The organism is Bartonella eidoli, assembly GCF_036576145.1.
Classification (GTDB): Bacteria; Pseudomonadota; Alphaproteobacteria; order Rhizobiales; family Rhizobiaceae; genus Bartonella.
In genome coordinates this window covers 17501-41423 of sequence record NZ_JBAFWX010000003.1, presented here as the reverse complement: position 1 = coordinate 41423, position 23923 = coordinate 17501, and the positions used below count along the sequence as shown (strand labels likewise).

20 protein-coding genes and 2 riboswitches (1 of these 22 only partly in view) are annotated in these 23923 nt (G+C 36.6%); of the genes, 10 read left to right on the top strand and 10 right to left on the bottom strand.

From position 1 onward, the window contains the following. Position 1 precedes the first annotated feature (1 nt). The 3 genes from V5N68_RS02770 to V5N68_RS02760 are packed head-to-tail and all read right to left on the bottom strand — an operon-like array spanning position 2 to position 2510. A complete protein-coding gene (locus tag V5N68_RS02770) occupies positions 2–661 on the bottom strand; it encodes a methionine ABC transporter permease (protein WP_332065663.1) in 660 nt (219 codons plus the stop codon). Continuing rightward, a complete protein-coding gene (locus V5N68_RS02765; protein ID WP_332065662.1) occupies positions 654–1688 on the bottom strand; it encodes a methionine ABC transporter ATP-binding protein in 1035 nt (344 codons plus the stop codon). Before V5N68_RS02765 ends, V5N68_RS02770 begins: the two co-directional genes overlap by 8 nt. A 6-nt stretch (positions 1689–1694) precedes the next feature. After that, a complete protein-coding gene (locus V5N68_RS02760) occupies positions 1695–2510 on the bottom strand; it encodes a MetQ/NlpA family ABC transporter substrate-binding protein (protein ID WP_332065661.1) in 816 nt (271 codons plus the stop codon). 506 nt (positions 2511–3016) lie between these two features. On the opposite strand from V5N68_RS02760, the gene V5N68_RS02755 reads away from it, so the two are divergent. Continuing rightward, the gene (locus V5N68_RS02755; RefSeq protein ID WP_332065660.1) at positions 3017–3658 is read left to right on the top strand and encodes an SH3 domain-containing protein; all 642 of its coding nucleotides are present in this window, start codon (positions 3017–3019) and stop codon (positions 3656–3658) included. 73 nt (positions 3659–3731) lie between these two features. On the opposite strand, the gene V5N68_RS02750 is transcribed toward V5N68_RS02755, so the two are convergent. From V5N68_RS02750 to V5N68_RS02740, 3 genes are all read right to left on the bottom strand, one after another. Beyond that, positions 3732–4763, bottom strand: a complete 1032-nt coding sequence (locus V5N68_RS02750) for an aspartate-semialdehyde dehydrogenase (protein ID WP_332065659.1) — start codon at positions 4761–4763, stop codon at positions 3732–3734. 671 nt (positions 4764–5434) lie between these two features. Next, a complete protein-coding gene (locus V5N68_RS02745; RefSeq protein WP_332065658.1) occupies positions 5435–5632 on the bottom strand; it encodes a Trm112 family protein in 198 nt (65 codons plus the stop codon). Positions 5633–5646: 14 nt separating this feature from the next. Beyond that, positions 5647–6309, bottom strand: a complete 663-nt coding sequence (locus tag V5N68_RS02740) for an LON peptidase substrate-binding domain-containing protein (protein WP_332065657.1) — start codon at positions 6307–6309, stop codon at positions 5647–5649. Positions 6310–6729: 420 nt separating this feature from the next. After that, a riboswitch (glycine riboswitch) is annotated at positions 6730–6828 on the top strand. A gap of 1 nt (position 6829) precedes the next feature. Then, a riboswitch (glycine riboswitch) is annotated at positions 6830–6917 on the top strand. A 44-nt stretch (positions 6918–6961) separates the two neighbouring features. On the opposite strand from V5N68_RS02740, the gene gcvT reads away from it, so the two are divergent. The 5 genes from gcvT to V5N68_RS02715 all read left to right on the top strand — a co-directional run bounded on the left by gcvT (position 6962) and on the right by V5N68_RS02715 (position 13011). Then, positions 6962–8077: a glycine cleavage system aminomethyltransferase GcvT gene (gcvT, locus tag V5N68_RS02735; protein ID WP_332065656.1), complete on the top strand. Its 1116-nt coding sequence runs from the start codon at positions 6962–6964 to the stop codon at positions 8075–8077. Positions 8078–8082: 5 nt separating this feature from the next. Then, positions 8083–8451: a glycine cleavage system protein GcvH gene (gcvH, locus tag V5N68_RS02730; protein WP_332065655.1), complete on the top strand. Its 369-nt coding sequence runs from the start codon at positions 8083–8085 to the stop codon at positions 8449–8451. Between the two features lie 5 nt (positions 8452–8456). Further along, positions 8457–11252 carry an aminomethyl-transferring glycine dehydrogenase gene (gene gcvP / locus V5N68_RS02725; RefSeq protein ID WP_332065817.1) on the top strand — a complete coding sequence of 932 codons (2796 nt, stop codon included), beginning with the start codon at positions 8457–8459 and terminating at the stop codon, positions 11250–11252. Positions 11253–11533: 281 nt separating this feature from the next. Beyond that, a complete protein-coding gene (locus V5N68_RS02720) occupies positions 11534–12403 on the top strand; it encodes a DNA-methyltransferase (RefSeq protein WP_332065654.1) in 870 nt (289 codons plus the stop codon). Next, entirely contained in the window at positions 12400–13011 is a 612-nt protein-coding gene (locus tag V5N68_RS02715; RefSeq protein WP_332065653.1) for a BglII/BstYI family type II restriction endonuclease, read from the top strand. Before V5N68_RS02720 ends, V5N68_RS02715 begins: the two co-directional genes overlap by 4 nt. 227 nt (positions 13012–13238) lie before the next feature. On the opposite strand, the gene alr is transcribed toward V5N68_RS02715, so the two are convergent. Next, positions 13239–14360: an alanine racemase gene (gene alr / locus V5N68_RS02710; RefSeq protein ID WP_332065652.1), complete on the bottom strand. Its 1122-nt coding sequence runs from the start codon at positions 14358–14360 to the stop codon at positions 13239–13241. A gap of 714 nt (positions 14361–15074) precedes the next feature. Between alr and V5N68_RS02705 the strand changes: the two genes are divergently transcribed. The 4 genes from V5N68_RS02705 to V5N68_RS02690 all read left to right on the top strand — a co-directional run bounded on the left by V5N68_RS02705 (position 15075) and on the right by V5N68_RS02690 (position 19989). Next, positions 15075–15905, top strand: coding sequence for a ferredoxin--NADP reductase (locus V5N68_RS02705; RefSeq protein ID WP_332065651.1), 831 nt, complete (start codon positions 15075–15077; stop codon positions 15903–15905). A 744-nt stretch (positions 15906–16649) separates the two neighbouring features. Next, the gene (trhO, locus tag V5N68_RS02700) at positions 16650–17567 is read left to right on the top strand and encodes an oxygen-dependent tRNA uridine(34) hydroxylase TrhO (RefSeq protein WP_332065650.1); all 918 of its coding nucleotides are present in this window, start codon (positions 16650–16652) and stop codon (positions 17565–17567) included. 653 nt (positions 17568–18220) lie between these two features. Continuing rightward, positions 18221–19354, top strand: a complete 1134-nt coding sequence (locus tag V5N68_RS02695) for a type III PLP-dependent enzyme (protein WP_332065649.1) — start codon at positions 18221–18223, stop codon at positions 19352–19354. A gap of 47 nt (positions 19355–19401) precedes the next feature. Next, positions 19402–19989, top strand: coding sequence for a GNAT family N-acetyltransferase (locus V5N68_RS02690; protein ID WP_332065648.1), 588 nt, complete (start codon positions 19402–19404; stop codon positions 19987–19989). Positions 19990–21058: 1069 nt separating this feature from the next. On the opposite strand, the gene V5N68_RS02685 is transcribed toward V5N68_RS02690, so the two are convergent. The 3 genes from V5N68_RS02685 to V5N68_RS02675 all read right to left on the bottom strand — a co-directional run. Next, positions 21059–22627: a DHA2 family efflux MFS transporter permease subunit gene (locus V5N68_RS02685; RefSeq protein WP_332065647.1), complete on the bottom strand. Its 1569-nt coding sequence runs from the start codon at positions 22625–22627 to the stop codon at positions 21059–21061. Positions 22628–22641: 14 nt separating this feature from the next. After that, positions 22642–23739 carry an HlyD family secretion protein gene (locus V5N68_RS02680; RefSeq protein ID WP_332065646.1) on the bottom strand — a complete coding sequence of 366 codons (1098 nt, stop codon included), beginning with the start codon at positions 23737–23739 and terminating at the stop codon, positions 22642–22644. A 165-nt stretch (positions 23740–23904) separates the two neighbouring features. Continuing rightward, positions 23905–23923 carry the 3' end of a Fur family transcriptional regulator gene (locus tag V5N68_RS02675; protein ID WP_332065645.1) on the bottom strand. 374 nt of this gene lie beyond the right edge of the window, so only the last 19 of its 393 coding nucleotides appear in the window; the start codon falls outside the window, past its right edge — the gene reads right to left on this strand; its stop codon occupies positions 23905–23907.

The following is a 23923-nucleotide window of genomic DNA, read 5'->3' as shown; positions in this document are numbered from 1 at the left end:
TTTAATGCTTTGTTTTATCAAATTTTTGCACAATTTTATCAGAAGACCATTGGATAATAACATTTAAAACGATCAATAGGATAATAACTATTGTCATGATGGATGTATTGTAGCGCTGGTAGCCATAGCGGATCGCCATATCCCCCAAACCACCTCCGCCGAGATACCCAGCAAGTGAAGTTGCTCCAATAAGAGAAATAATCATGATCGTGAAGCCTGTTATTAAGTGAGGCAGTGCTTCAGGGATAAGAACATACCTGATAATTTGAAGGTAATTGGCTCCCATGGAACGAACAGCTTCTATTAAGCCATTGTCAACCGCTTTAAAAGAAAGTTCAGCCATGCGTGCATAAAAGGGGATGGCTGAAATGGTAAGAACAAAAATAACTGAAGATATCCCTACACCACTTCCCACAATTATACGGGTGATAGGTAAAAGATAAAACGCAAGAATAATAAAAGGGATAGCGCGAATACTATCAATAATAATACTCAAAGGGCGATTTATAAGGCGCGATGCCAAAAGTCCTCCATGTGCTGTTGTATAGAGCAGGAGTCCAAGTGGCAGTCCGATAATAAGCGCTATCAAAGAAGAACAGGTTGTCATCAATAATGTATCAAAGATTGCAATAGGAAGTTCATGAGATAGAATATTAAACATAGCCTAAAACCTCGCAATATTGACTTTTTTCGCTTAACCATTTGATAGCTTTTTTAAAGGCTTCTTTATCTTGTCCAGGAAGACCGAGGAATAAACGTCCAATAGTTTCTCCTTGAATTGTATCAATACCTCCGTGGAGAATACGCGCTCTCAAGCCGATTTCATCTTCAAGAATATTGAGAAAAGGTTGTTGAGCAATTTCACCCGCAATATTAATTTCAATGATGGCTTCTTGACCCATAGGTTTTAGTTTTTTTGCAAATTTTTCAGGAAGTTGTGGAGTAACAAGTTTGAGCATAGCAATGGTTGTTTCTTCTTGCGGTGATGTGAAAATATCTTTCACGCATCCTTCTTCTATAATACGTCCTTGATTTAAAACGACAACGCGGTGTGCAATGGCGCGCACAACTTCCATTTCATGAGTAATAAGCACAATAGTAAGATTGAGATGACGATTAATATCAGCAAGAAGATCTAAAATAGATTGTGTTGTTTCTGGATCAAGAGCAGATGTCGCTTCATCTGATAACAATATTTTAGGATTAGCTGCAAGAGAGCGTGCAATACCAACACGTTGTTTTTGTCCTCCTGACAGTTCTGCAGGATAGCGATATTCTTTATCGCGTAATCCCACTAATTCAATGAGTTCAAAGGCACGCTTACGACGCTGTTTTTTGCTTATACCCGCCAACTTTAGTGGTAATTCAACATTATCAAGAACATTTTGCGATGATAAAAGATTAAAATGTTGAAAAATCATACCAATGCGTTGACGATAAAATGCCCATTCTCTTTCTGAAAGATTTGAAATATTAGTACCTTCAAAAAAAATTGACCCTTCATCGATGCGTTTTAATCCATTTAAACAACGTATGAGCGTAGATTTTCCTGCTCCACTACGCCCGATAACACCAAGAATTTCACCAGCATGGATATCGAGAGAAAGTTGATTTATTGCTGGAATATCTTCTGTTTTTTTAAAACGGCAGCTAACATTTTTTAAAGAAATAAGAGCGGAATTTTCCATTGGCAACTACCATGATGTTTGGGCTGCTGTGCCGAAAATTTCTTTAATTTTTGCACGAACAGGTTCGCTATTATAGGCAGCTACCAATTTTTTCACCCATGGCTTGTCTTTGTCAGAGCTACGTACAACGATAACATTATTATAAGGATTATTTTCTATTTTTTCCCATGCAATGACATCTTTTTGTAAATTTAATTTAGTTGTCAAGGCCCAGTTTGTATTTACAATGACGATATCAAAATCATTAATTGCACGGCCTAAAATACCGGCATCTAATTCACGGATTTTTAAATTCTTAGTATTTTCAATGATATCAAGCGGAGATGCAAGAATATCGTGAGGATCTTTTAGTTTTATGAGGTTTAAAGAGTTAAGAAGAGATAAGGCTCTTGCACCATTTGATGGATCATTAGGAATACCAACATTTGCCCCATTCTTTAGTTCTTTTATATCTTTTATCTTGTGTGAATAAATACCCATTGGGGTAATAAATGTGTCCCCGACAATTGAAAGTTTGTAACCATGTTGTTCAATTTGATTATTAAGATAAGGCGTATGCTGAAAAGCATTTGCATCAATATCTCCTGTATGAACAGCATCATTGGGTAAAGTGTAATCAGAAAAGTAAATAAGTTTTATGTTTAAACCTTCTTTTTTTGCTTCTTTAACAGCTACTTCCCAAATAGTAGCTTCTTCTCCTTCCATAACACCGAGTTTGATGCTTGATTTATCTGCTGCCACAGAAAGAGCTGCTGATAAAAAAAATGCAGAGAGAAAGAGAAGTAATCCAATATTAGCATTCAATAATTTTTTTGATATCATATGCGCTGGTCTTTCTTTTCCAATAGATTTTTAGGGAACATCTAGTATATTTTGTATTATTTTTGAGGAGAATAAAGAGTATAAAAGCTAAATTGAATATTCAATCATTTTTATTTTAATATCATTTTCTCCTACATTGTTTGGACCCTCGAGTATAGCAGCATATATTGAAAAAAAGCTATTTTTCAAATTCAGAACATAAAATTTTATGTAGTAATAATCTGCCTTGGGGAACAAATAGCAGTTTCAAAACTTCTTTAAGTAATGATTAGCTGAATAAGCAGGTAATCAGATTGTATGACTGATAGCAGTGTATCAAAACATGAACACTGCAAGAAGAAAATTTGTCGTGTTTATAAGGGTCTGTAGAGAATAAGAAAAAAATTATCTCGAAATATGTGAACTCTTTTAAGAGACAGAAAACTGGACATCAATCACTTTATTAAAACACGGAAAATCTTTGCAATACGTTGTCTTACACACTTTATGGAGAGGGAGAAGAAATAATGTCAAATAAAAATTTTTTATCAACTACAGTGATCATATCGTCTTTGATAGGATTTGGATTAGGGGGATCTGTGTCTTATGTGAATGCTAGAACAGTTGCTCATGTAGCGGCGGGTCAGGCGGTTTTACGTACAGGACCAGCTAAAACTTATAAAATTATAGCAATAGCGCCAGTTGGAGCAAAAGTAAAAATTAACGGTTGTTTACCCAATAAGAGTTGGTGTTCACTTCAATATAATGGAAGAGTTGGTTGGACGTCCGCACGCTATTTAAATGTTAATAATATTCCTACAGTTTTTTTCAAACAACCTATGCATTATGTGAATAAAAACCCTATGATGCAAATATCCACACAGGAAGGAGTAAAGCAGCCTGTTTCTAGTATTCAAATTATTAAAGTTCCTAAAAGAATACACAAACAAATGCAAAAAAGATACAGAAGAAATGCAAATGTTGATCCTACAGGTGTAAAAAAAGGGGATGAAAGAACGATTTTGAATCCGTTACCGAATACAAAAGCGCAAAATATATCTGTAAAGCATGTTACTGCTTATAATCCAATGTTTATTGATGATGTTAATTTCAAAAATTTTGAACGCAATGAAACGCGTTACCGTGTTGTAACATATCCTATTCCATAAAGGTAAAGTAACCGGTTAAAATGGTAAAAAAATATGGCAGCACGAACAAAATGTCTCATACTGCCATTTTTATTTAGAGCGATGACTTAGGAGTTACCAAGTTATGAGAGAGAAGTAATTCGGCAATTTGAATTGCATTTAATGCTGCACCTTTTCTTAAATTATCAGCAACAACCCAGAAAGTTAGGCCATTTTCTACAGTGATATCTTCTCGAACACGGCTGATAAAGGTGTCATCCTCTCCGGTACATTCATAAGGAGTTATATAGCCGCCATCTTCGTGTTTATCGATTAGCTGGCAGCCAGGTGCATCGCGCAAAAGATTTTTTGCTTCATGAGCGCTTATTGGTTTCTCAAATTCAACATTAACGGCCTCAGCATGTCCTATAAAGACAGGGACACGAACGGCAGTAGCTGTTAATTTAATCTTAGGATCAAGAATTTTTTTTGTTTCAGCTACCATTTTCCACTCCTCTTTTGTATATCCGTCTTCCATGAAAACATCGATATGAGGAATGACATTAAAGGCAATTCGTTTTGTAAATTTTTTTGACGTGATTGGATCTGCAACAAAAACTGCTCGCGATTGTTCAAATAATTCATCCATTCCATCTTTTCCAGCTCCAGAAACTGATTGATAAGTGGATACAACAACGCGTTTAATGATTGCTGCATCATGGAGAGGCTTTAAAGCTGTAACAAGTTGAATTGTTGAGCAATTTGGGTTTGCTATAATATTGTGCTTGGTAAATCCACGAATGGCCTCTGCATTAACTTCAGGTACAATCAGAGGGATATTGGCATCATAACGCCAAGTAGATGAATTGTCGATTACTACACAGCCTGCAGCAGCGATTTTGGGTGCATATTTTTGTGAAATGCTTCCCCCAGCAGACATGAGGCACAGGTCTGTGTCAGAAAAATCGTAAGTATCAAGAGCTTTTACTTTTAAAGTTTTGTCGCCATAAGGAATATTTTGTCCCAATGAACGCCGTGACGCCAATGGAACAACTTCACGAGCAGGAAAATTTCGTTCTTCTAAAATTGTTAACATTTCACGACCAACATTCCCAGTTGCACCGACAACTACAACTTTAAAACTCATTTTTTATACTCCTATCCCTCTCCATTTTTCTTTCCTAAGCTATACCCAGGAGAGGGAGGAGGCTAAGGAGTATTAAATAATCGTTGGTTTTATTAGGTTCAATCTTAGCTTATATTAACCATAATTTTCAGCACAATAAGCCGGCTTATTTTGAATGCATCGTCCTTATGGTTTTTTGAAAGCTGAGAAAGCTTGAATCATTAGGTGTCAAATTTTTTAAGCATCTTCTTGACAACTTTTCAATCTAGTGAATCGCTTATCTTCTGTCAATTCTTTCCCTTCATAGGTATAAAATTTGTAATGATTGTATAATTTATCGTGTCGATGACATTTTGTATTCTATTATATTCTAGCGTTTTGACGAGCAGATTAATATGAGAGAGTGGTGGTATGATTTTTTCTAATATGATTTAATTTTGTTTTTTACTCTATTAAAAACAAAATTGGGTTTTTTCTTTAAGATAGAGGATTAATTTTTATATCCGTTCCATGATTTCAATTTAATTAAGATTGAAAGAAGAAATTGGCTTAATATGGGGATTTTTTTCTTATTTTATGGGTCTGTTTATTGCAAAATACAGGTTAAAAAAGATTGGTCATAAAAAATTGACTGATATGGAATTGATTAATAATATAGTTGACCGTTAAAAAATTTTAGAAAACTCTTTATGTTATTTTTTTATTGTTTGTTTTTGCAAAGGACGTGCTTCTGAGGGAAGCATGATGGGGATGCCATTGCGAATAGGATAAGCAATTTTTGCTTTAGATGAAATGAGCTCTTGAGTTTTTCGGTCTAAAGAGAGCATCCCCTTGGTGATTGGGCAGACAAGCAGTTCAAGCATTTTAGGATCAGTAGTTATTTTTTTCATTTGTTATAAGTTCATTAATTTAAATGATAGTGCGTTCCTGTTTGTTTCATAAGAGAACGTTCAGTTAAGGCAAGAAGAGTTTGAGCGCGGCTTCCAATATCTGGGGCTTCTAATAAGGCTTGCTTTTCTGCGGGTGTAAAAGGGATAAGCGTTGAAAAAGCATTAACTAAGATAGGTGTAGGCGTTTGTATGATACTGCTCCAATTATATTCTATTTCATGAGTTGTTAGATATTTTTCAACGATATTTAATAAATTTTCTCGATTAATGGTTTCTGAAACATTTGGTTCTTGCAGGTCTTTCGTATTTAATTTTATGAGAGCAATCCGATAGGATTTTGGGCTCACAAGTTCTTTTTCTAATGTGAAGCGGCAAATGCCCTGTAATATTATAAAAAGCCTTCCATTTCCTGTTTCATTGTAGTTCGTGATACGACCTATGCAGCCCGTCTTATAAAGTTCTGTAGATAAGCAATCTGTATTTGAGACAAGTGGTTGAATGATACCTAACAAGCGGTTAGATAGCATCGCGTCCTCAACCATTTCGAGTGCTGCTGGTTCGAAAATGTTGAGCGATAAAATTCCCCCTGGAAGCAAAAGTGCACCCTCTAAAGGGAAGAGAGCAATTTGCTCTGGTAGATCATTTTTATCGTTATAATGAGCATTGCCAGCTTTCATCAGTGTTTTTTAGCCTTTGTCCGATGAGGTTTTATTGCACATAGTAACAGTTTCATACTACCCAGTAGTAAAAAACAATTGCATATGAAAAAACTACCTAAAGTATTCTAGAAGATGGTCAACTGTATTTGTGATCGGATTGTAAGAGAGCATATTCTTCTTCTAATTCTCTGTCTATCTGCGCAATCTTGCCTTACTCTCTAGTGGTATCTTAGTTTGTGGCTATTACAATTTTTTTCTCCTTGTACACTCAATTGTGACCACTCAAATTTTTAACGTTTAAGTAGTGGACATTATAATCTTTTACAAACAACCTATGCAAGTCTAAAAATCAAAACTTTGTATTCATTTTGAAGATGACAGTATGAAAAAGATAGTTTATATATCACAACGTGTCGAAAAGAGCGTTATTGTTTCTTTTATTCTTTTGCGGGAGAGTGCAGGTTGTGATTTTTCGATCTGTCGCCGAAGGGGAAAGCAACCCATAATCTCTCAGGCTTGAAGGACCGTAAAAGGAAGAAGACATATCTGGAAAGTCGGGGGTTCCGCGCCGAAGGTGTAAACGAAATCTTTCGTGAGTCTCTCAGGTTTGTGACAGAAGGGTGCAGAGATGACTATATTTTGTAGGCATTAGCGCAACCTTGGAGATATTATGGGCACATTACAAGAAACATCTTCTTCTTTTAAAATACTTCCTCTACATAAATTGCATGAACAGGCTGGGGCAAAGTTTGGTGCTTTTGCTGGTTGGCAGATGCCTTTAACCTATCCTTTAGGCGTTTTAAAAGAGCATCTTCATACGCGTGCTCACGCAGGACTTTTTGATATTTCTCATATGAAATTGATTGCTATTGAAGGTGCACAAGCTGTTGAATTTTTATCATATGCTCTGCCTGTTGATGCATCGTTGTTAAAGATAGGTCAATCACGGTATAGCTATTTACTCAATGAGAAAGCGGGTATTTTGGATGATCTTATTCTTACCCGTTTAGGCGAATGCCGTTTTATGCTGGTTGCTAATGCCGGTAATGCACAATCTGATCTTGCTGAACTTAAAAAACGTGCTCTTGGCTTTGAGTGTCAAATAACTGCTCTTGAAAGAGTACTGCTTGCTCTTCAAGGGCCAGAAGCTGCGGCTGTTATAGCTGATGCAGGTTTGGCAGGTAATGAATTGTTTTTTATGCAAGGATTTGAACCTCAACAAGATTGGTTTGTGACGCGTTCTGGTTATACAGGGGAAGACGGTTTTGAGATCGCTCTTCCAGAAGATCAAGCTCACTCCTTGGCTGAAAAACTGCTGAGTGATTCTCGTGTTGAATGGATTGGGCTTGCTGCGCGTGACAGTCTTCGGTTGGAGGCAGGGTTGTGTCTTCATGGAAATGATATTACACCTGAGACTACACCTGTTGATGCTGCACTGACATGGGCCGTTTCTAAAAGTGTTCGAGAAAAAGCACAATTTTACGGAGCGGAGGCTTTCCTTGACGCTCTCAAAAAAGGTCCTTCTCGTTGTCGAGTTGGTTTAAAACCGCAAACGCGTCAACCTATTCGCGCAGGAGCATTGCTGCTAGATGATCAGGGGAATCAAATTGGAGAGGTTACATCAGGTGGTTTTGGCCCTTCTTTTGATGGTCCTGTGGCGATGGGGTATGTTCCTATTGATTGGAAAAAACAAGGAACAGAAGTTTTTACTGAGTTGCGTGGCAAACAGATTGCGTTGTCCGTTCATTCACTTCCTTTTGTTGAACAACGTTATTTCAAAGGATAATTTTTATGTCTAAAATTTATTTTACACAAGATCATGAGTGGCTCAACGTTGAAGGGCAGGTGGTAACTGTTGGTATCACTCATTATGCTCAAGAACAATTAGGTGATTTAGTGTTTGTTGATTTGCCGCAAAGTGGAACGCTCCTTTCTAAAGGAGATTCTGCGGCTGTTGTGGAATCGGTTAAGGCTGCTTCAGACGTTTATGCACCTCTTGATGGGGAAGTCATTGAAATTAATGAAGCGTTGGCTGATCATCCTGAATTGGTAAACCAAAAAGCCGAAAAAGAAGGTTGGTTGTGGAAAATGAAATTACAAGATGAAATGCAACTTGAGGGGTTGTTGGATGAAGCTTCTTATAAAGCACTGATTGGATGAGTGCTATGCAAGAACGTTCTTTTTCTTCTAGACATATTGGTATACGTTCTGATGAAATACAAAAAATGCTTGATGTTTTGAGTATTGATTCAGTTGATACGTTAATTTCTCAAGCTGTTCCACAGTCTATTTATTTGGGACGTTCTCTTCGTTTGCCAAAAGCCATAAGCGAAGAGCAAGCTTTGGAAGAATTATCTAAAATAATGGGGCGTAATCACGTATATAAAAGCTTTATTGGGCAAGGTTATCATGGAACATTTGTTCCTCCCGTTATTTTAAGAAATCTTTTTGAAAATCCCGCTTGGTATACCGCTTATACTCCTTATCAAGCTGAAATTAGCCAAGGACGCTTGGAGCTTTTGTTTTATTTTCAGACATTGGTTAGTGAATTAACAGGGCTACCTGTTGCTGCTGCTTCGCTTCTTGATGAAGCAACAGCTTTAGCTGAGGCTAATGCGATAGCTGTGCGTTTTTCTCGTGAAAAAAAAACAAAGATTTCTGTACAGAGTTTTCTACATCCCCAGACCTTAAATGTTGCAAAAACACGTGCTGAAACACAAGGTATTCATATTGGCGAAAATAGTGAAATTTGCGCTGATACAGCCGCAATTGTGTTGTCTTGGCCAGATACTAAAGGTAATTTTAATGATTACACTGAAGTCATTAGGCAAGCAAAGGCAAAAGGAGCTTTGGTGATCGTTGTTGCAGATCCGTTGGCACTTACCTTAATGGAAGCGCCAGCTAAATGGGGAGCTGATATTGTCGTTGGATCTATGCAGCGTTATGGAGTCCCAATGGGATTTGGTGGCCCTCATGCAGGTTATCTTGCAGTTAGTGATGCTTTAACGCGTTTAATCCCAGGGCGCATAGTTGGTCAGTCAGTGGATACGAAAGGACGTGTTAGTTTTCGTTTAGCTTTGCAAACGCGTGAACAACATATTCGGCGTGATAAAGCAACATCCAATATTTGTACAGCACAGGCTTTGTTAGCAAATATGGCAACAGCTTATGCTGTTTGGCATGGACCACAAGGTTTGCAGGAAATTGCTCGGCGAGTTCATAATTTAACGTGTCGTTTTGTCGGTGGTTTAGAGGCTGCAGGTATTCATTGTGAAGGTGAGAGCTTTTTTGATTGTGTAAGCATTTTTGTGAAAGGAAAAGCTCAAGAAATTGCTCAAAAAGCAAAAATGAACGGGTATCTTATACGTATTCTTGATGATGATAGAATTGCAATCAATTTTGATGAACTGTCAACAGAAGAGGATGCTTGTGCGTTGGCTCAGCTTTTTGGAGCACAGTTAGTGGATCATGTTTCTTCCCGACTTTTTGGGAAAGAGCGTGATGTTGCTTTTCTTTCACAGCCTTTTTTTCATGCGGTGCATTCAGAAACAGACATGATGCGTTTTTTACGTCGTTTATCAGATAAAGATTTGGCATTAGATCGAGCCATGATACCGCTTGGATCATGTACGATGAAATTGAATGCGGCAGCTGAATTAATGCCTATAAGTTGGCCTACAGTTGCTAATATACATCCTTTTTCTCCTAAAGAGGATACTATGGGCTATCAGGAAATGATTAGTCAGCTCAACGAGTGGTTGTGTGAAATTACAGGGTTTGCGCAGGTATCTTTTCAACCAAATTCTGGTGCTCAAGGTGAGTATGCCGGGCTTTTGGCGATACGTCGGTATTATCAATCGCGTGGAGATTATCAGCGCACAGTTTGTCTTGTTCCTGCGTCAGCGCATGGTACGAACCCAGCTTCAGCCCATATGGCGGGTATGGAAGTTGTTGTGGTAAAATGCTTAAGCGACGGAAATGTTGATATTAATGATCTGAAAGAAAAAGCACAATTATATAATAATCGTTTAGCAGCTTTGATGATTACCTATCCTTCAACACATGGTGTTTATGAAGAAAGTATTAAGGACATATGCTCTATTATTCATGAAAATGGCGGGCAAGTTTATTTTGATGGTGCTAATCTTAATGCACTTGTTGGACTTGCTCGTCCGGCGGATATTGGAGCAGATGTTTGTCATATGAACCTTCATAAAACATTTGCAATTCCTCATGGAGGCGGAGGTCCTGGTGCTGGACCGATTGGGGTGGCCGAGCATTTAAAGCCATTTCTACCAGGTCACGAACAAGAGAAGACAACATATGCTGTTTCAGCAGCTCCTTATGGAAGCGCATCTATTCTTGTTATTACGTGGATGTATATTCGGATGATGGGGGCTGATGGTTTAAAATATGCTACACAAATAGCAGTTTTGAACGCAAACTATATTGCTGAGCGGCTTTCTCGGGCTTATTCTATCCTTTATAGAGGTAAGTGTGGGCGTGTTGCTCACGAGTGTATTGTAGATACACGACTATTAAAAGAAAAATATGGCATTAGTGTTGATGATGTAGCAAAACGTTTAATTGATTATGGGTTTCATGCGCCGACTATGTCTTTTCCGGTTCCTGGAACTTTGATGATTGAACCAACTGAATCAGAGCCCAAAGAAGAGATTGATCGTTTTTGCGATGCTTTGCTTTCAATTGCTGAGGAAGCCAAAAAAGTTGGTGCTGGTGTTTGGCCCAAAGAAGATAACCCATTGGTCAATGCACCACATACTTTGGTTGATACTGTCAATGATGCTTGGGAACGGCCTTATTTGCGACAAGAGGCTGCTTTTCCGCATTCTTCTCTCAAGCCAGAGAATAAATATTGGCCTCCTGTTTCTCGCATTGATAATGTGGCAGGAGATAGAATGTTAATTTGTTCTTGTCCACCGTTAGGGAACACATATTAAATTTATTTGTTCCATATTAAAAGAAAAAGCCTACGCATAATGTGTGGGCTTTTTGAATTGCATCAGGGGTATTATTTTATTTTTTGCTGGCTCATATTTTTCATTTTGTAGACAATGCTTTTAAAAAGTTGGTGATTTCCATTAACGTTGTTTTGTTAGATATTTGCATGGATGATATTGATGAATAATATATTGTTACTATCGTCATAGAAAAATCCAATGTAGCCTAAATATGAAGCTGTATCTCTCTAATCTGATGCGGTAGAATCGAGAGGTAGAAAATGACGACAACAAAAAAAATATTAAGGTTTGAACAAGATAGTAATGCAGTAATGGTTGTTCAGGATAACCTAGAGTTCATGCGTTCGATGAAAAGTAGTTCGATGAAGCTGATAGTTACTTCACCGCCATACAATATTGGGAAATCTTATGAAAAACGTACATCTCTTGAAAAATATGTGCGTAATCAAGCTCAGGTTATTGCGGAATGCGTACGTTTATTGGATGAAGATGGTTCTATTTGTTGGCAGGTTGGTAATCACATTCAAAATGGTGAAATTTTTCCTCTCGATATTGTGCTTTATCATATCTTTAAGGATCATGGTCTTAAGTTGAGAAACAGGATTATTTGGCATTTTGAACATGGGCTGCATTCTAGAAAGCGTATGTCCGGGCGTTATGAAACCATTATGTGGTTTACTAAAAGTGATAACTATATTTTTAATTTAGATCCGATCCGCGTTCCTTCAAAATATCCAAATAAAAAGTATTACAAGGGACCAAATGCTGGAAAATTGTCTAGCAATCCATTAGGAAAGAATCCTGGTGATATGTGGATGATTCCAAACGTAAAAAGTAATCACGTTGAAAAAACAATACATCCCTGTCAATTTCCAGTAGAGCTTGTGGAACGATTGGTTCTTTCTCTTACGAATCCTGGGAATAGTGTTTTGGATCCTTATATGGGGGTTGGCTCTTCGGTGATTGCGGCCTTAAAGCATCAGCGTATTGGTTATGGGTGTGATGTGGTTAAAGAGTATGTAGATATTGCGTGGGAGCGAGTTCATGCTTTGCGAGCGGGGAAACTTGAAACTAGGCCGATGAATAGACCCATTTATGATCCTTCCTTACCTAGAGGTGGACAGGGATGAAGATCGCTAAATTTTATTCTCATTTGAATGGTTTTGAATATATTCAATACCATCGTCCGCATATTTGGGAAGAATTAAACAAAGTCGTTGGTGAGTTGAATGCTGAGAAGTTTCGAATTAAAAGATCTTCTGAAGCTCGTAAAGAAGGTTATATGCTTTATTCTCCTATTGATATGAATAAAGAATTTAGGCGTCTTTTCAATAAGTATAATTGGTCTGAGAAAAGGGTGAATAATTGGATTTCTGATGATATCACTCTGCTTCGTGAGATTGTGCATTTGAATGCAGAAGAACAGAAGAAAACGATTGAGGAAAAAGGGTTAGAACCGATCATGACCTATAACCAAACTGATTTTGTAAAGGATCGAGTTGCGGTTGAAATTCAGTTTGGAAAATATTCTTTTGTTGCGCATGATTTATTTGTAAAGCACATGTCATTTTTTATTTCGAATGATATTGATGTTGGCATTGAGGTAGTGCCTATGAAGTCTATGGAAAAGCATATGTCTTCTGGCGTTCCTTACTACGAACGTGATTTATTTAATTTAATGAGGCAGGGACGCGGTATTCCAGCTGTACCGATTATCTTAGTTGGCGTTGCTCCATAAGATTGATAAGCAAATAAGTTATGAACAACGGGTTAAGCGAATTTCATTATTCTGCATGATAGAAATATTTTTTATCGAGAGATTAATTTATTCGCGGCAAATTCGTTTTGAGTGTTATTTCTAAACCGTTATTCTTTAGAGAGATGAGTGCGGTGATAAGTCCTTAAGGGCCGTTTAAAAGGTTGAAATTTTCAGTACATCATTTCTCGAATAGTATAATAGTGTCGCTAAATGTAAATGCGTTTACAGCGAGAACTGAGAGAAGTTAAAATTTCATGAGGAATGGTGTTTGCATCTGCGGATATTTGTTCAATGGTTTGATGTGTTCCGATGAGTTCCATCCAATCGCCTCTTTGAGGTTTTTTGCATTTAAGATCGGTAGCGTCAACAATGGTGGAATCCATAGAAATGCGTCCAATGATGGGCAGTTTGTGTCCATTAAAATAAACGGTTCCTTTATTAGAAAGAGCGCGTAGTAAGCCATCTGCATAGCCAATAGAAAGGGTTACGAGAGTGCTTGGTCTGCGCGTAATGAAACTGGCTTCGTAACCGACTGGTTCTCCCGCACCAACGTTGCGGTTTTGAATGACGTGGGCTTCAAGTTTTAAAACGGGTTTAAGAGGGGTTGGGTGCTTCCCGTGGGGATCTACTCCGTAAATTGCAATACCTGGGCGAACAAGATCAAAATAAAAATCTGGACCAAGGAAAATACCCCCAGAGTTAGCGAGTGAGACTTTAGAAGGGGGAAGTTGTGTAAGTGCAGTTTTGAGAGAAGTTAATTGAGCATAATTAGAAGTGTTTGTTTCATCATTGCCGTTAGAAAGATGGCTAATAATATATTTTATCTCTGCCTTTTCGAAAAGAGTAGGCTGTTTAATCAGCTGTTGCAATTCTTTTTTGTCAAGCCCTAATCGGTTCATATTTGTATCAATTTGAATAATTGCTGGGAACTTTTTATCCTTTTTTTGGCAAATATTTTGCCAGCTTTCGATTGCACTCCAAGAGTTTAAAACAGGAACAATATTTGATTGAGCCACAAATTCTTCAGCAGCGTATGGAAGGCCGTTAAGAAGAGCAAGTGTGGCATCTGATGGTAAAATGGCTTTTAGTTGGAGAGCTTCTTCAATGTGGGCCACAAAAAAAGTTCGGCAGCCAGCTTGATAAAGTGCAGGAGCAATTTTGTCAGCGCCTAGCCCGTAGGCGTTTGCTTTTACTACAGCTGAGCATTCTGCTGGGGCAACGCGTTGGGCTAAAGATTTATAATTAGCAACAAGAGCACCCAAATTAATGGTTGCTATAGCTGTATAGGTTAATAATGCACTTTTTTCATTATTCATGGATTTATTCATTTTAAAATTCTGTTTGTGTTGATGAGATTGAGATATGGAGTTTTCTTGGCTTATTGCATATGTGTTTTATGTTATGTGACATGAGTATTGCTGATTACTTTCAAAAGCTTTTATTTTATACTTATACAGAAATATGCACTATGAAGGCAATGCTTTAATGAAAAATGAGTACTATAAATAGTATAAATAGATAATTTTAAATTTATATTTGATAATAATTGTTATACGCAAATATAAATTTTATCATAATTTAAGTATATAGAATAATGACAAAATATTATTTCTATGTATCTATAATTTATTTTGAAAATATTTATTATAAGAAAATATATAGTTAACTGTTATGGAGTAGCATGAAGTTTTATGAAGAGAGGTATATATTGTTGAGAAATGACAAGTTTACCTTTATTAAACAGAAAAATATTTCTTTTATTTTAATGTCGTCTTTTGTAAAGGTCGTAAAGTGAAAAAATGCTCGGTAATGGCAGAAGAGTGTATATCATTGTTTACGTTTTAATACTGAAAATAATATTGAACATGCTTATTCTTAAGATATTTTTGTTCTGATTTTGTATAGTACGTCTTATTTTGGTTCATTGTGATGAAAAAACTTCATTAAGAAATTTATGTTTAAAGAAAAATATTGATAGGTTATCACATATCATTTTTAAAATATAAGATACAATGTTTAATAAAGATATAAGGAAAAGTTGTATGAATTCTTCTGCTCCCAGCATTCAATCAAATGTCAGTAACATTGCATCAAATTTTAAGATTCCTGAAAATGTGTTCGCCCTTACTGTTCAGGAGGTTCGTCATTACACGGATCATTTGTTTAAATTTTGCCTGAATCGTCCAGAAAGTTTTCGTTTTCGTTCAGGTGAATTTGTCATGATCGGTTTGCCAAATTCAGAAAAACCAATTTACCGCGCATACTCAATTGCGAGTCCCTTATGGGATGAGAAACTTGAATTTTTTTCAATAAAAGTTCCTGGTGGTCCGTTAACTGAGCATCTCCAAAAGATAAAAATTGGTGATACAGTTTTAATGCGTAAAAAATCTACAGGAACACTCGTTCTTGATGCTGTTATTCCTGGAAAGCGTCTTTATCTTCTTTCAACGGGTACAGGTGTCGCTCCCTTTGCAAGTCTTATACGTGATCCTGAAACATATGAAAAATTTTCAGAGGTAGTGCTCATTCAAACTACCCGTAAGAAAGATGAACTCATTTATGCAAAGGATCTTGTTGCTTCTTTACAACAAGATTTATTGATTGGTGAATATGCACAGCAGTTAAAGTTTTACCCTATGACGACTCGTGAACCTTCTGAGTATATGGGGCGTATTACTACTATTATGGAGAGCGGTTCTTTTTTTGAAATGACCGGTTTACCCCCAATTAATCCTGATGAAGATCGTGTGATGATATGTGGTTCTATGGCGATGCTAAAAGATTGTGCAAGGATGTGTGAAGCTTTTGGTCTTATTGAGGGTGCAAATAATGCACCTGCTACTTATGTTGTAGAGCGTGCTTTTGTTGGGTGAATGGGGAGCGACCTTATTGCTGTGCATGGCTAATGTTGTTTCGTCTTTTTATTTTTTGTGATTAAGCCCTTAAAAGGGTATCTAGGGCTTATGCACGTAGAAAAAATTGGGTAGCCTAAAATCTGTAGATTGCCTTATTTATAAGTTATTTTTATAAGTCATTATTGTGACAATTTGGTTTTTGTTAAAATGGATGTCGGAGTTTGTCGAGAGGCAATATCACTGATTTTCTTAGTAAGAAAAGTGTAAGCTATGAATAATTATTTTTCAGTATTTTTATCCAAGTAATAAGTATGGGAGAGCCAAGAATATCTGCTATTTTTTAATTTTACCCATTCATTTTAAAAGTAAAAAATTTTTACCTTACAATTCATTTTTCTATCTGTTGAATTAATTTGTGAATGAGTATTTAATTCAAAAATTGATTTAGGTATTTTTTGAAGTGGCTTTAACTTAATGTTAAATGTATTTAGCGTTTACAGTATAATGTCAATTATTTTCAACTTTTCTTGAGATCATGGCTTGTATTAACAGGAAGACCTTGTGTAAATGAACAAGTTAACAGAACTAATAGGTGGTTTGTTTTTGGCAAAGTAATCTGTTTTGAGGGCATATTTCTGTTTGTTGTTTTATGCACTTTCTCTTGGAGATAGCGTTACAAGTTATAGCTTTGATAAAGCATATTATGTAGAGAATAGATGAATAAATATTGAAATTGAATGAAACGCGCGTTATGGCAAAATTATGGAAAAGAAAATTAAAGTTGCTGCTGTTTATTGCTTTGCAGATTTGAAGCATTATCGTCAATTACAGAAGCCTTTGCAAGATTTATGTCAAGCAAAGGATATTAAAGGTACTTTGCTTTTAGCAAAAGAGGGGATTAATGGAACTGTTGCTGGTTCTTGTACTTCGATTGAGGCGCTGATAGATTTTATTACAGCTGAACCAGCGTTTCAAATGCCGGAAATTAAATATTCATGGGCATCAAAAATGCCTTTTCACCGTATGAAAGTGCGGTTGAAAAAAGAAATTGTTACAATGGGGGTTGAGGGTATTGATCCATTAAAGGTTGTTGGTACTTATGTAGCACCTGAGGATTGGAATGCTCTTATCCAAGATGAAGATACACTTTTGATCGATACGCGTAATGATTATGAATATGCGATTGGAAGTTTTCAAGGGGCGGTTGATCCGCAGATTAAAACATTTCGTGAATTTCCTGCATGGGTTGCTGAGCATGAAGCTGATTTAAAAAAGAAAAAGAAAATTGCTATGTTTTGCACAGGTGGTATTCGATGTGAAAAATCAACTGCTTATGTGCGTGAGCTCGGCTATGATCAAGTTTATCATTTAAAAGGAGGTATTCTGAAATATTTAGAAACAGTTTCAGAAGAAGATAGTTTGTGGCGGGGCGAATGTTTTGTTTTTGATGAGCGTGTTTCTGTTAGACATGGTCTTGAAGAATGTGGGCGAGAGTTATGCCATGGATGTCGCAGCCCTCTGAATGCTGAAAGCAAATTATCACCTCATTATGAAGAGGGTGTTTCGTGTGATTCTTGTTATAGCGTACGGAGTGAAACTGATAGACAGCGTTTTCGAGAACGTCATAAGCAGTTTCAATTATTAAAATCACGTGCTCTTTCTTCTTGTCAAGAGCAGTAAATATTTCTTGTTTTTTGTTTAAAGCTTTCTCTTTTATTATTATGAAGGCAACATTTAGAGTTTATTAGGTGGGCAAATATTTCTAAAGCTGAATGTTGTTTGATCTTTTTTTGATGCATAAAAGGATGAGGGGCTTTTTTGTTTTGGGATGCTTTGGTGTTTTTCATCATTATTCTTTTGAATAATAAATAAATAATAAAAAAGTGATTGAAATAAATAAAGCTTTGTCCTATAAACAATTTTGCCCAAAGTCGCGCGTGCCTGTGGGTGTCCGCTGGTTCTCAAATGGTGAGATAAACCGGTACGGTACCTGGAACTAACCGCTCCAGTCATTTTTTCGGCCAACTGAAAGAATGAGGACATCTTGAAGCAACGACGGTGCGGGCCTTTCTGGTGTCTTCCAGCTATAGAAATGCTGGGATAACTATAGAGGCACACCTCATTGCCTTCAGTGCGGAAGTGGTTTTCTCAACTCCAATCAAAAAGGCAGATTAAAGTGGAACAACGCGTTTTCGCGCTGTTTTTTCGTCGCATGCAATGCTGATTTCTTGATATTAAACAAGTCAGGATATGTGTTGTGTGTATTTTGTCTTTTGGTTATTGGCGGCTGTACGCTGTCCAAGTGTGGGAATATTTTTTGGGAGAATATGCAGATGGCAACACAACGCATTCGTAATTTTCTTGCAACACATCGTACTGAGGGTCCATGTTTAATTGTTGATCTTGATGTTGTTCGTGAAAATTATTTAAACTTTGAAAAAGCTCTTCCACAGTCTCGTATTTTTTATGCGGTAAAGGCGAATCCTGCGCCTGAAATTTTGAGTTTGCTTGTTTCTTTAGGGTCTTCTTTTGATGCAGCTTCCATACCAGAAATTGAAATGGTTTTACGAGCAGGAGCAACGCCTGAACGTATTTCTTTTGGGAATACTATAAAAAAGGAGCGGGATATTGCGCGTGCGTATGCACTTGGCATTTCTCTTTATGCGGTTGATTGTGTTGAAGAGGTGGAAAAAATTGCTCGTGCTGCTCCAGGAGCTCGCGTTTTTTGTCGGGTTCTTACGGATGGAAAAGGTGCAGAATGGCCATTATCACGTAAATTTGGTTGTGTTCCCTCTATGGCTGTTGATGTGTTATGTCGAGCGCATCAATTGGGTCTACAGGCATATGGGGTTTCTTTTCATGTGGGGTCACAGCAGACAGATATTAGTGCATGGGATCGCGCTTTGTCGGATGCAGCGACAGTTTTCAAATGTTTAGAGAAAGAAGGAATTTCTTTGAAGTTGGTCAATATGGGGGGCGGTTTCCCAACTCGTTATTTAAAAGATGTTCCTACAGCACAGGCGTATGGTACTGCTGTCTTTGATTCATTAAAAAAATATTTTGGTAATCGTATTCCTGAAACAATTATTGAACCAGGTCGCGGAATGGTGGGCAATGCTGGTGTTATTCGTGCAGAAGTTGTTCTTATATCTAAAAAAGCTGATAATGATAATGTCCGCTGGGTTTATCTTGATGTTGGAAAATTTAACGGTCTTATTGAAACAATGGATGAAGCCATTCGTTATTCTATAGAAACACCTCATAATGATAAGATTATGGAGCCATGTATTTTAGCTGGTCCAACATGTGATTCAGCGGATGTTTTATATGAGAGAACACCTTATCTGTTACCTTTAGCTCTTACAGTGGGAGATGAGTTATTAATTCATGGAACTGGTGCTTATACAGCGACTTATGCGTCTGTTGCATTTAATGGTTTTGAACCTTTGAGATCTTATGTGATTTAAGTTTTTCATGTGTAATGACGAAAATTTTAGTGGGGCGTAGGATAAAGATGAGTGATGTGATTAATATTCAAGCAAAAAATGGTGTATTGTTTACATTGGAATCTGAGAAAGATGCTGATAAACTTCACCGGGAGAGTTTGCTGGACTTGACTCTAGGAAAGGGACGCAAGCGTAAATCGTCAGAAATTTTACGTCGTGGCCGTTTGGCTGCACAGGGTCTTTCTTTTGTCGTTAAAAATGTGCCAGGAGAACTTGTGGGAAGTGTACGCCTTTGGCATGTTCATTGTAATAAAGGGCAGGATGGGATCCAGAATGCTTTGCTTTTGGGGCCTCTTGCTGTTTCATCGAAATGTTCCGGTATGGGAATTGGGTCTATTCTCATGCGGCATGCGATTGACGTGGCAAAAAAATTAGGATACGGGGCTATTTTTTTGGTAGGAGATTTTGAATTTTATCAGCGTTTTGGTTTTTCAAATAGTCTTACGAAAGATTTAGCGATGCCAGGTCCTTATGAAAAACACCGCTTTCAAGCATTGGAGTTAATTCCAAAGTATCTTACTGCATGTCATGGCATTTTAGCACCAAGCGGGGAGTTAGAAGAGTGGAGCTCTTTCCAGAATCATAAAGTTGCTTAAATAGCTTATTCGTTTTGTTGTCGCTTTCTTCTTTATCACCAACTCATTTTCTTTCTAGTTTAATAGATACTGTTATTCTATAAGTGTGAATATAAAAATATACATTTTATTTTGATTAATATTTTCTTTTTTAAAAATTAATTGATAAAAAACTATCTTTATATATCAAATATTCTAAAAATTAAAAAATATTATCTGAAAATATTGGCTTAAATTTTGTAGTGTAAGTTTATTTTTTAGTGACTGCTTTGGATATTATTTTTTATAACAGTGAATATTCACAAAAGAGCTTATATGATGAGTAGGAAAATATAAAAGATATAAATGTTTTGATAAAAATACGATTCATCTTTTAAGAAAAATTAAATAGTTAACATCACCATTGTTGAAAATGCGGATAGTTTACTATTATGCTGCTTAAATATTTCATTAAATATTGATACTTGATTTATAATGAGCTTTTTTAAAATAAACTACTAAATCTAAAAATCATTTATGCTTTTTTTCTGTTTCCTTCTTTCAGATATATGATCCATAATGAAGGTTCAAATTATCAAGATTATTTTTTTAGATAAATCTTTCTCTGTTATAGGGAATTCTATCATTGAGAATCTTTTATAATTCAAATGCGTGTGAGGGGGAGGGGTGATGATAAAGTGTTTTTGCTGCTCAGATTTTAATTTTCTTTATTTTTTAAGAGTTATAGAGGAGCTTTCTTTATTGAATTTTTCAGGGGTAAGAAAAATTTTAAAGTGGTTATAGTGTTATTTATAATAATACGGATATCAAGAAAGGAGAGGCTATTTTATGAAAGATATGCATCTTAAATTTTAAAAATGAGTGGGAGATTATCTAGATAATTCTACAATAACAAAATTATATTAAATTTTAAAAAGGATATTATGGCTCGAGCATTTATGAGAAATTAGAAGAACAAAAACTTCATTGGGGGGATCCAAGAGGTACATTTATGTAATAATAACGAATCTTGGCGTTATAATTCTTCAAATATGAACTAAGTACAACATCACACAAGGGAAACAATACTTTTTGTGCTTAGAGGAATTTTTTAGTGCGTAGGAGTATTGGTTGATGGTGGTATTTTTTTCAGAAAAATGGATAAACAAGTTAAAATAACAAAGAGAGTAGTTATTATAAAAAAGATATCGCTTAAAGCTATAACTGTTGCCTGTTTGCGCACCATGTTAGAAAGTTGTAATAGGGCGAGATTGTGTGGATCAAAGGTGGAAGAATTAAAATATATGGAAAGCTTTGCAAGCGTTTCAGTTGCTTGTGCATTTCCCCAGTGAACTGTTTCTGCTAATTGCCCATAATGAAAATCTGTTCGTCGCGTTATAAGAGTGTTAATAATAGCAAGCCCTACCGCACCACCGAGGTTGCGTGTCAAATTAAAAAGTCCAGAGGCATTTTTTAGCCGCTCTTTTGGGAGGGATCCAAATGCAATATTGCTAATAGGAACCATGCATAATATAATAGAAATACCACGAAAGATTTGAGGTTCTAATAGCTCCCAAAACCCCCAATCATCTGTAATGTAAGTCGCAAGCCATGTTCCGTATGCAAAGCCCGCGAATCCTAATGCTATTATGAATCGTGCGTCGATTTTTGTTGAAAGGAATCCAGCAAGAGGAGCCGTCAGAAACATGGTTAAGCCTGAAATAAACAGTGTTTCTCCAATCATCAGCGCGTTATAATGGCGAACTTGACTTAAATAAACAGGGTAAAGGTAAGTCAGTCCAAATAGGCCTATTCCAAGTATAAAAGAAAAAATGGATGCAATTGCAAAATTACTATCGGTGAAAGCAGAAAGATCAACAATAGGCTCTTTTGCAGTAAAAATACGCCAGAAAAAGAGACCAGCAGATAGGACCATAACAATAAAAAAGCTTAAAATTAAGTCGTCTTTTAACCAATCATTACGCGCTCCTTCTTCTAAAACATATTCTAAAGATCCCAAGAAAACTGCCATAGAAATAAGGCCAAACCAGTCAAATTTTGTCATTAAAGATAGATCAGCTTTGTCAAAATCGATTAGCTTCCAAGATATAATTGAAATAATAACTCCAAAAGGTACATTAATAAGAAAAAGCCAATGCCATGATAAAATGTTGCTAAGATATCCTCCCACTGTTGGGCCAATGGTAGGCGCTAAAGTTGCCACTAATCCAATAACTGGTGAAATAATTGGCTGTTTAGAAGGAGGGAAAAGTGTATAAGAGGCAACAAAGACACTAGGAATAATACCACCACCAATAAAACCTTGAAGGGCTCGATATACCATCATTTCTTCAATAGATGTTGCAGTTGCACAAAGGATGGAGGTTATAGTGAACCCAGCAGCTGATAAGCTAAAGAAAATCCGTGTTGAGAGTAAACGTCCCAAAAATCCTGAAAGAGGTAACATAATAACTTCAGCAATGAGATAAGAAGTTTGAACCCACGAAATTTCGGTAGAACTAGCAGATAAACCAGCCTGAATTTCAGCTAAAGATGAAGAAACGATTTGAATATCTAAAATAGCCATGAACATACCAAAAGCCATAGCAACGAAAACAACGATTTCTCGTATTCCTATGTTTTTGTTTTGATTGTCAGATTCTGGTATGGGATTTTTCATGGCAAGGCTATATGTTATAAGAGATCTCTATCATGTGGTTTTTCACGGGTATCAATTTTTACGGAAACACTCATTCCTGCTTTGATGCGCCCGCTTTTTAATGCATATTCTGGAATAGAAATCCTCACAGGAATACGTTGCGTGATTTTTGTAAAGTTTCCGGTAGCGTTTTGCGGAGGCAGAAGAGAAAAAACAGATCCAGTTGCAGGAGAAACAGAAAGTACCACACCTTCAAAAACATTTTCTTTGAAAGCATCGATAGAAATATAGGCTTTTTGCCCGCTATAAATATTTTGTAACTGTGTTTCTTTATAATTTGCTTCGATATAAAGTGTATTAATAGGAACCAACGCTGCAAGACGTTGCCCATTGGCAACAAAATCGCCAGTTTTTGCGGTTAAATTTCCAATAACTCCGTCAAATGGGGCGCGTAGAATAGTTGCATCAAGATCACGTTCTGCTTTATCGCGCGCGAGTTCAAGACTTTTTGTTTGGCTTTCTACTTCACTTCTTTGTGCCTCTAGGACGTGAATGTTAGCTTGTGCTGTGGCTATTTGTGCATCTGCACGAGTGACATTGGCGACAGCTTGTTCATATGCCGATTTAGCATTGTCAAGGTTGGATTGAGAAGCGTAACGGTCAGCTTTCAGCTCTGTTGTCCGTTTTAAAGTGAGTTGTGCATTTTTTGCTATTGCTGCAGCAGCGGCTTTTTGTGCTTGAGCATCATCTAGAGCACTTTTGGCTGCGATAATTTGTGCATTTACACGGATGAGAGTTTTTTGTTGTGTATTTAGGCGTGCTTTTGTTTGATTTAATGCGATTTGGTAATCTCCACTTTCTAAATGAAATAGGATATCACCTTTTTTAACAACTTGGTTTGCTTGAACAGAAACTTTTTCAATATATCCAGCTAATTTAGGGGCAATAGCTGCAATATCTCCTTGTACATAAGCATCGTCGGTTGTGACTATATACCGCCATTGTGTTAACCATTTATAACTGAACCATAAGATAAAAATGGTCAGAATAATAAGAAGAACAGCAATTATTTTTTCTCGCTTTACCTTTTTAAAGCGATTTTTTGATGAAACAGTCGTTTCAGATATGGACATGGATTTTATACTTTCAATTCAAGGTATAAATTACAAAGAATAAATTGATATTGTTCAAAACTACACAAACTAGTACTTTTAACAGAAGCTATAAGAGTTTTTCAAGAAAAAATACAGTGATGTAACCTAGGATTCGGTATGTAAGTTACGTAATTATAAAAGGCATTACTTTTCTACACACTTT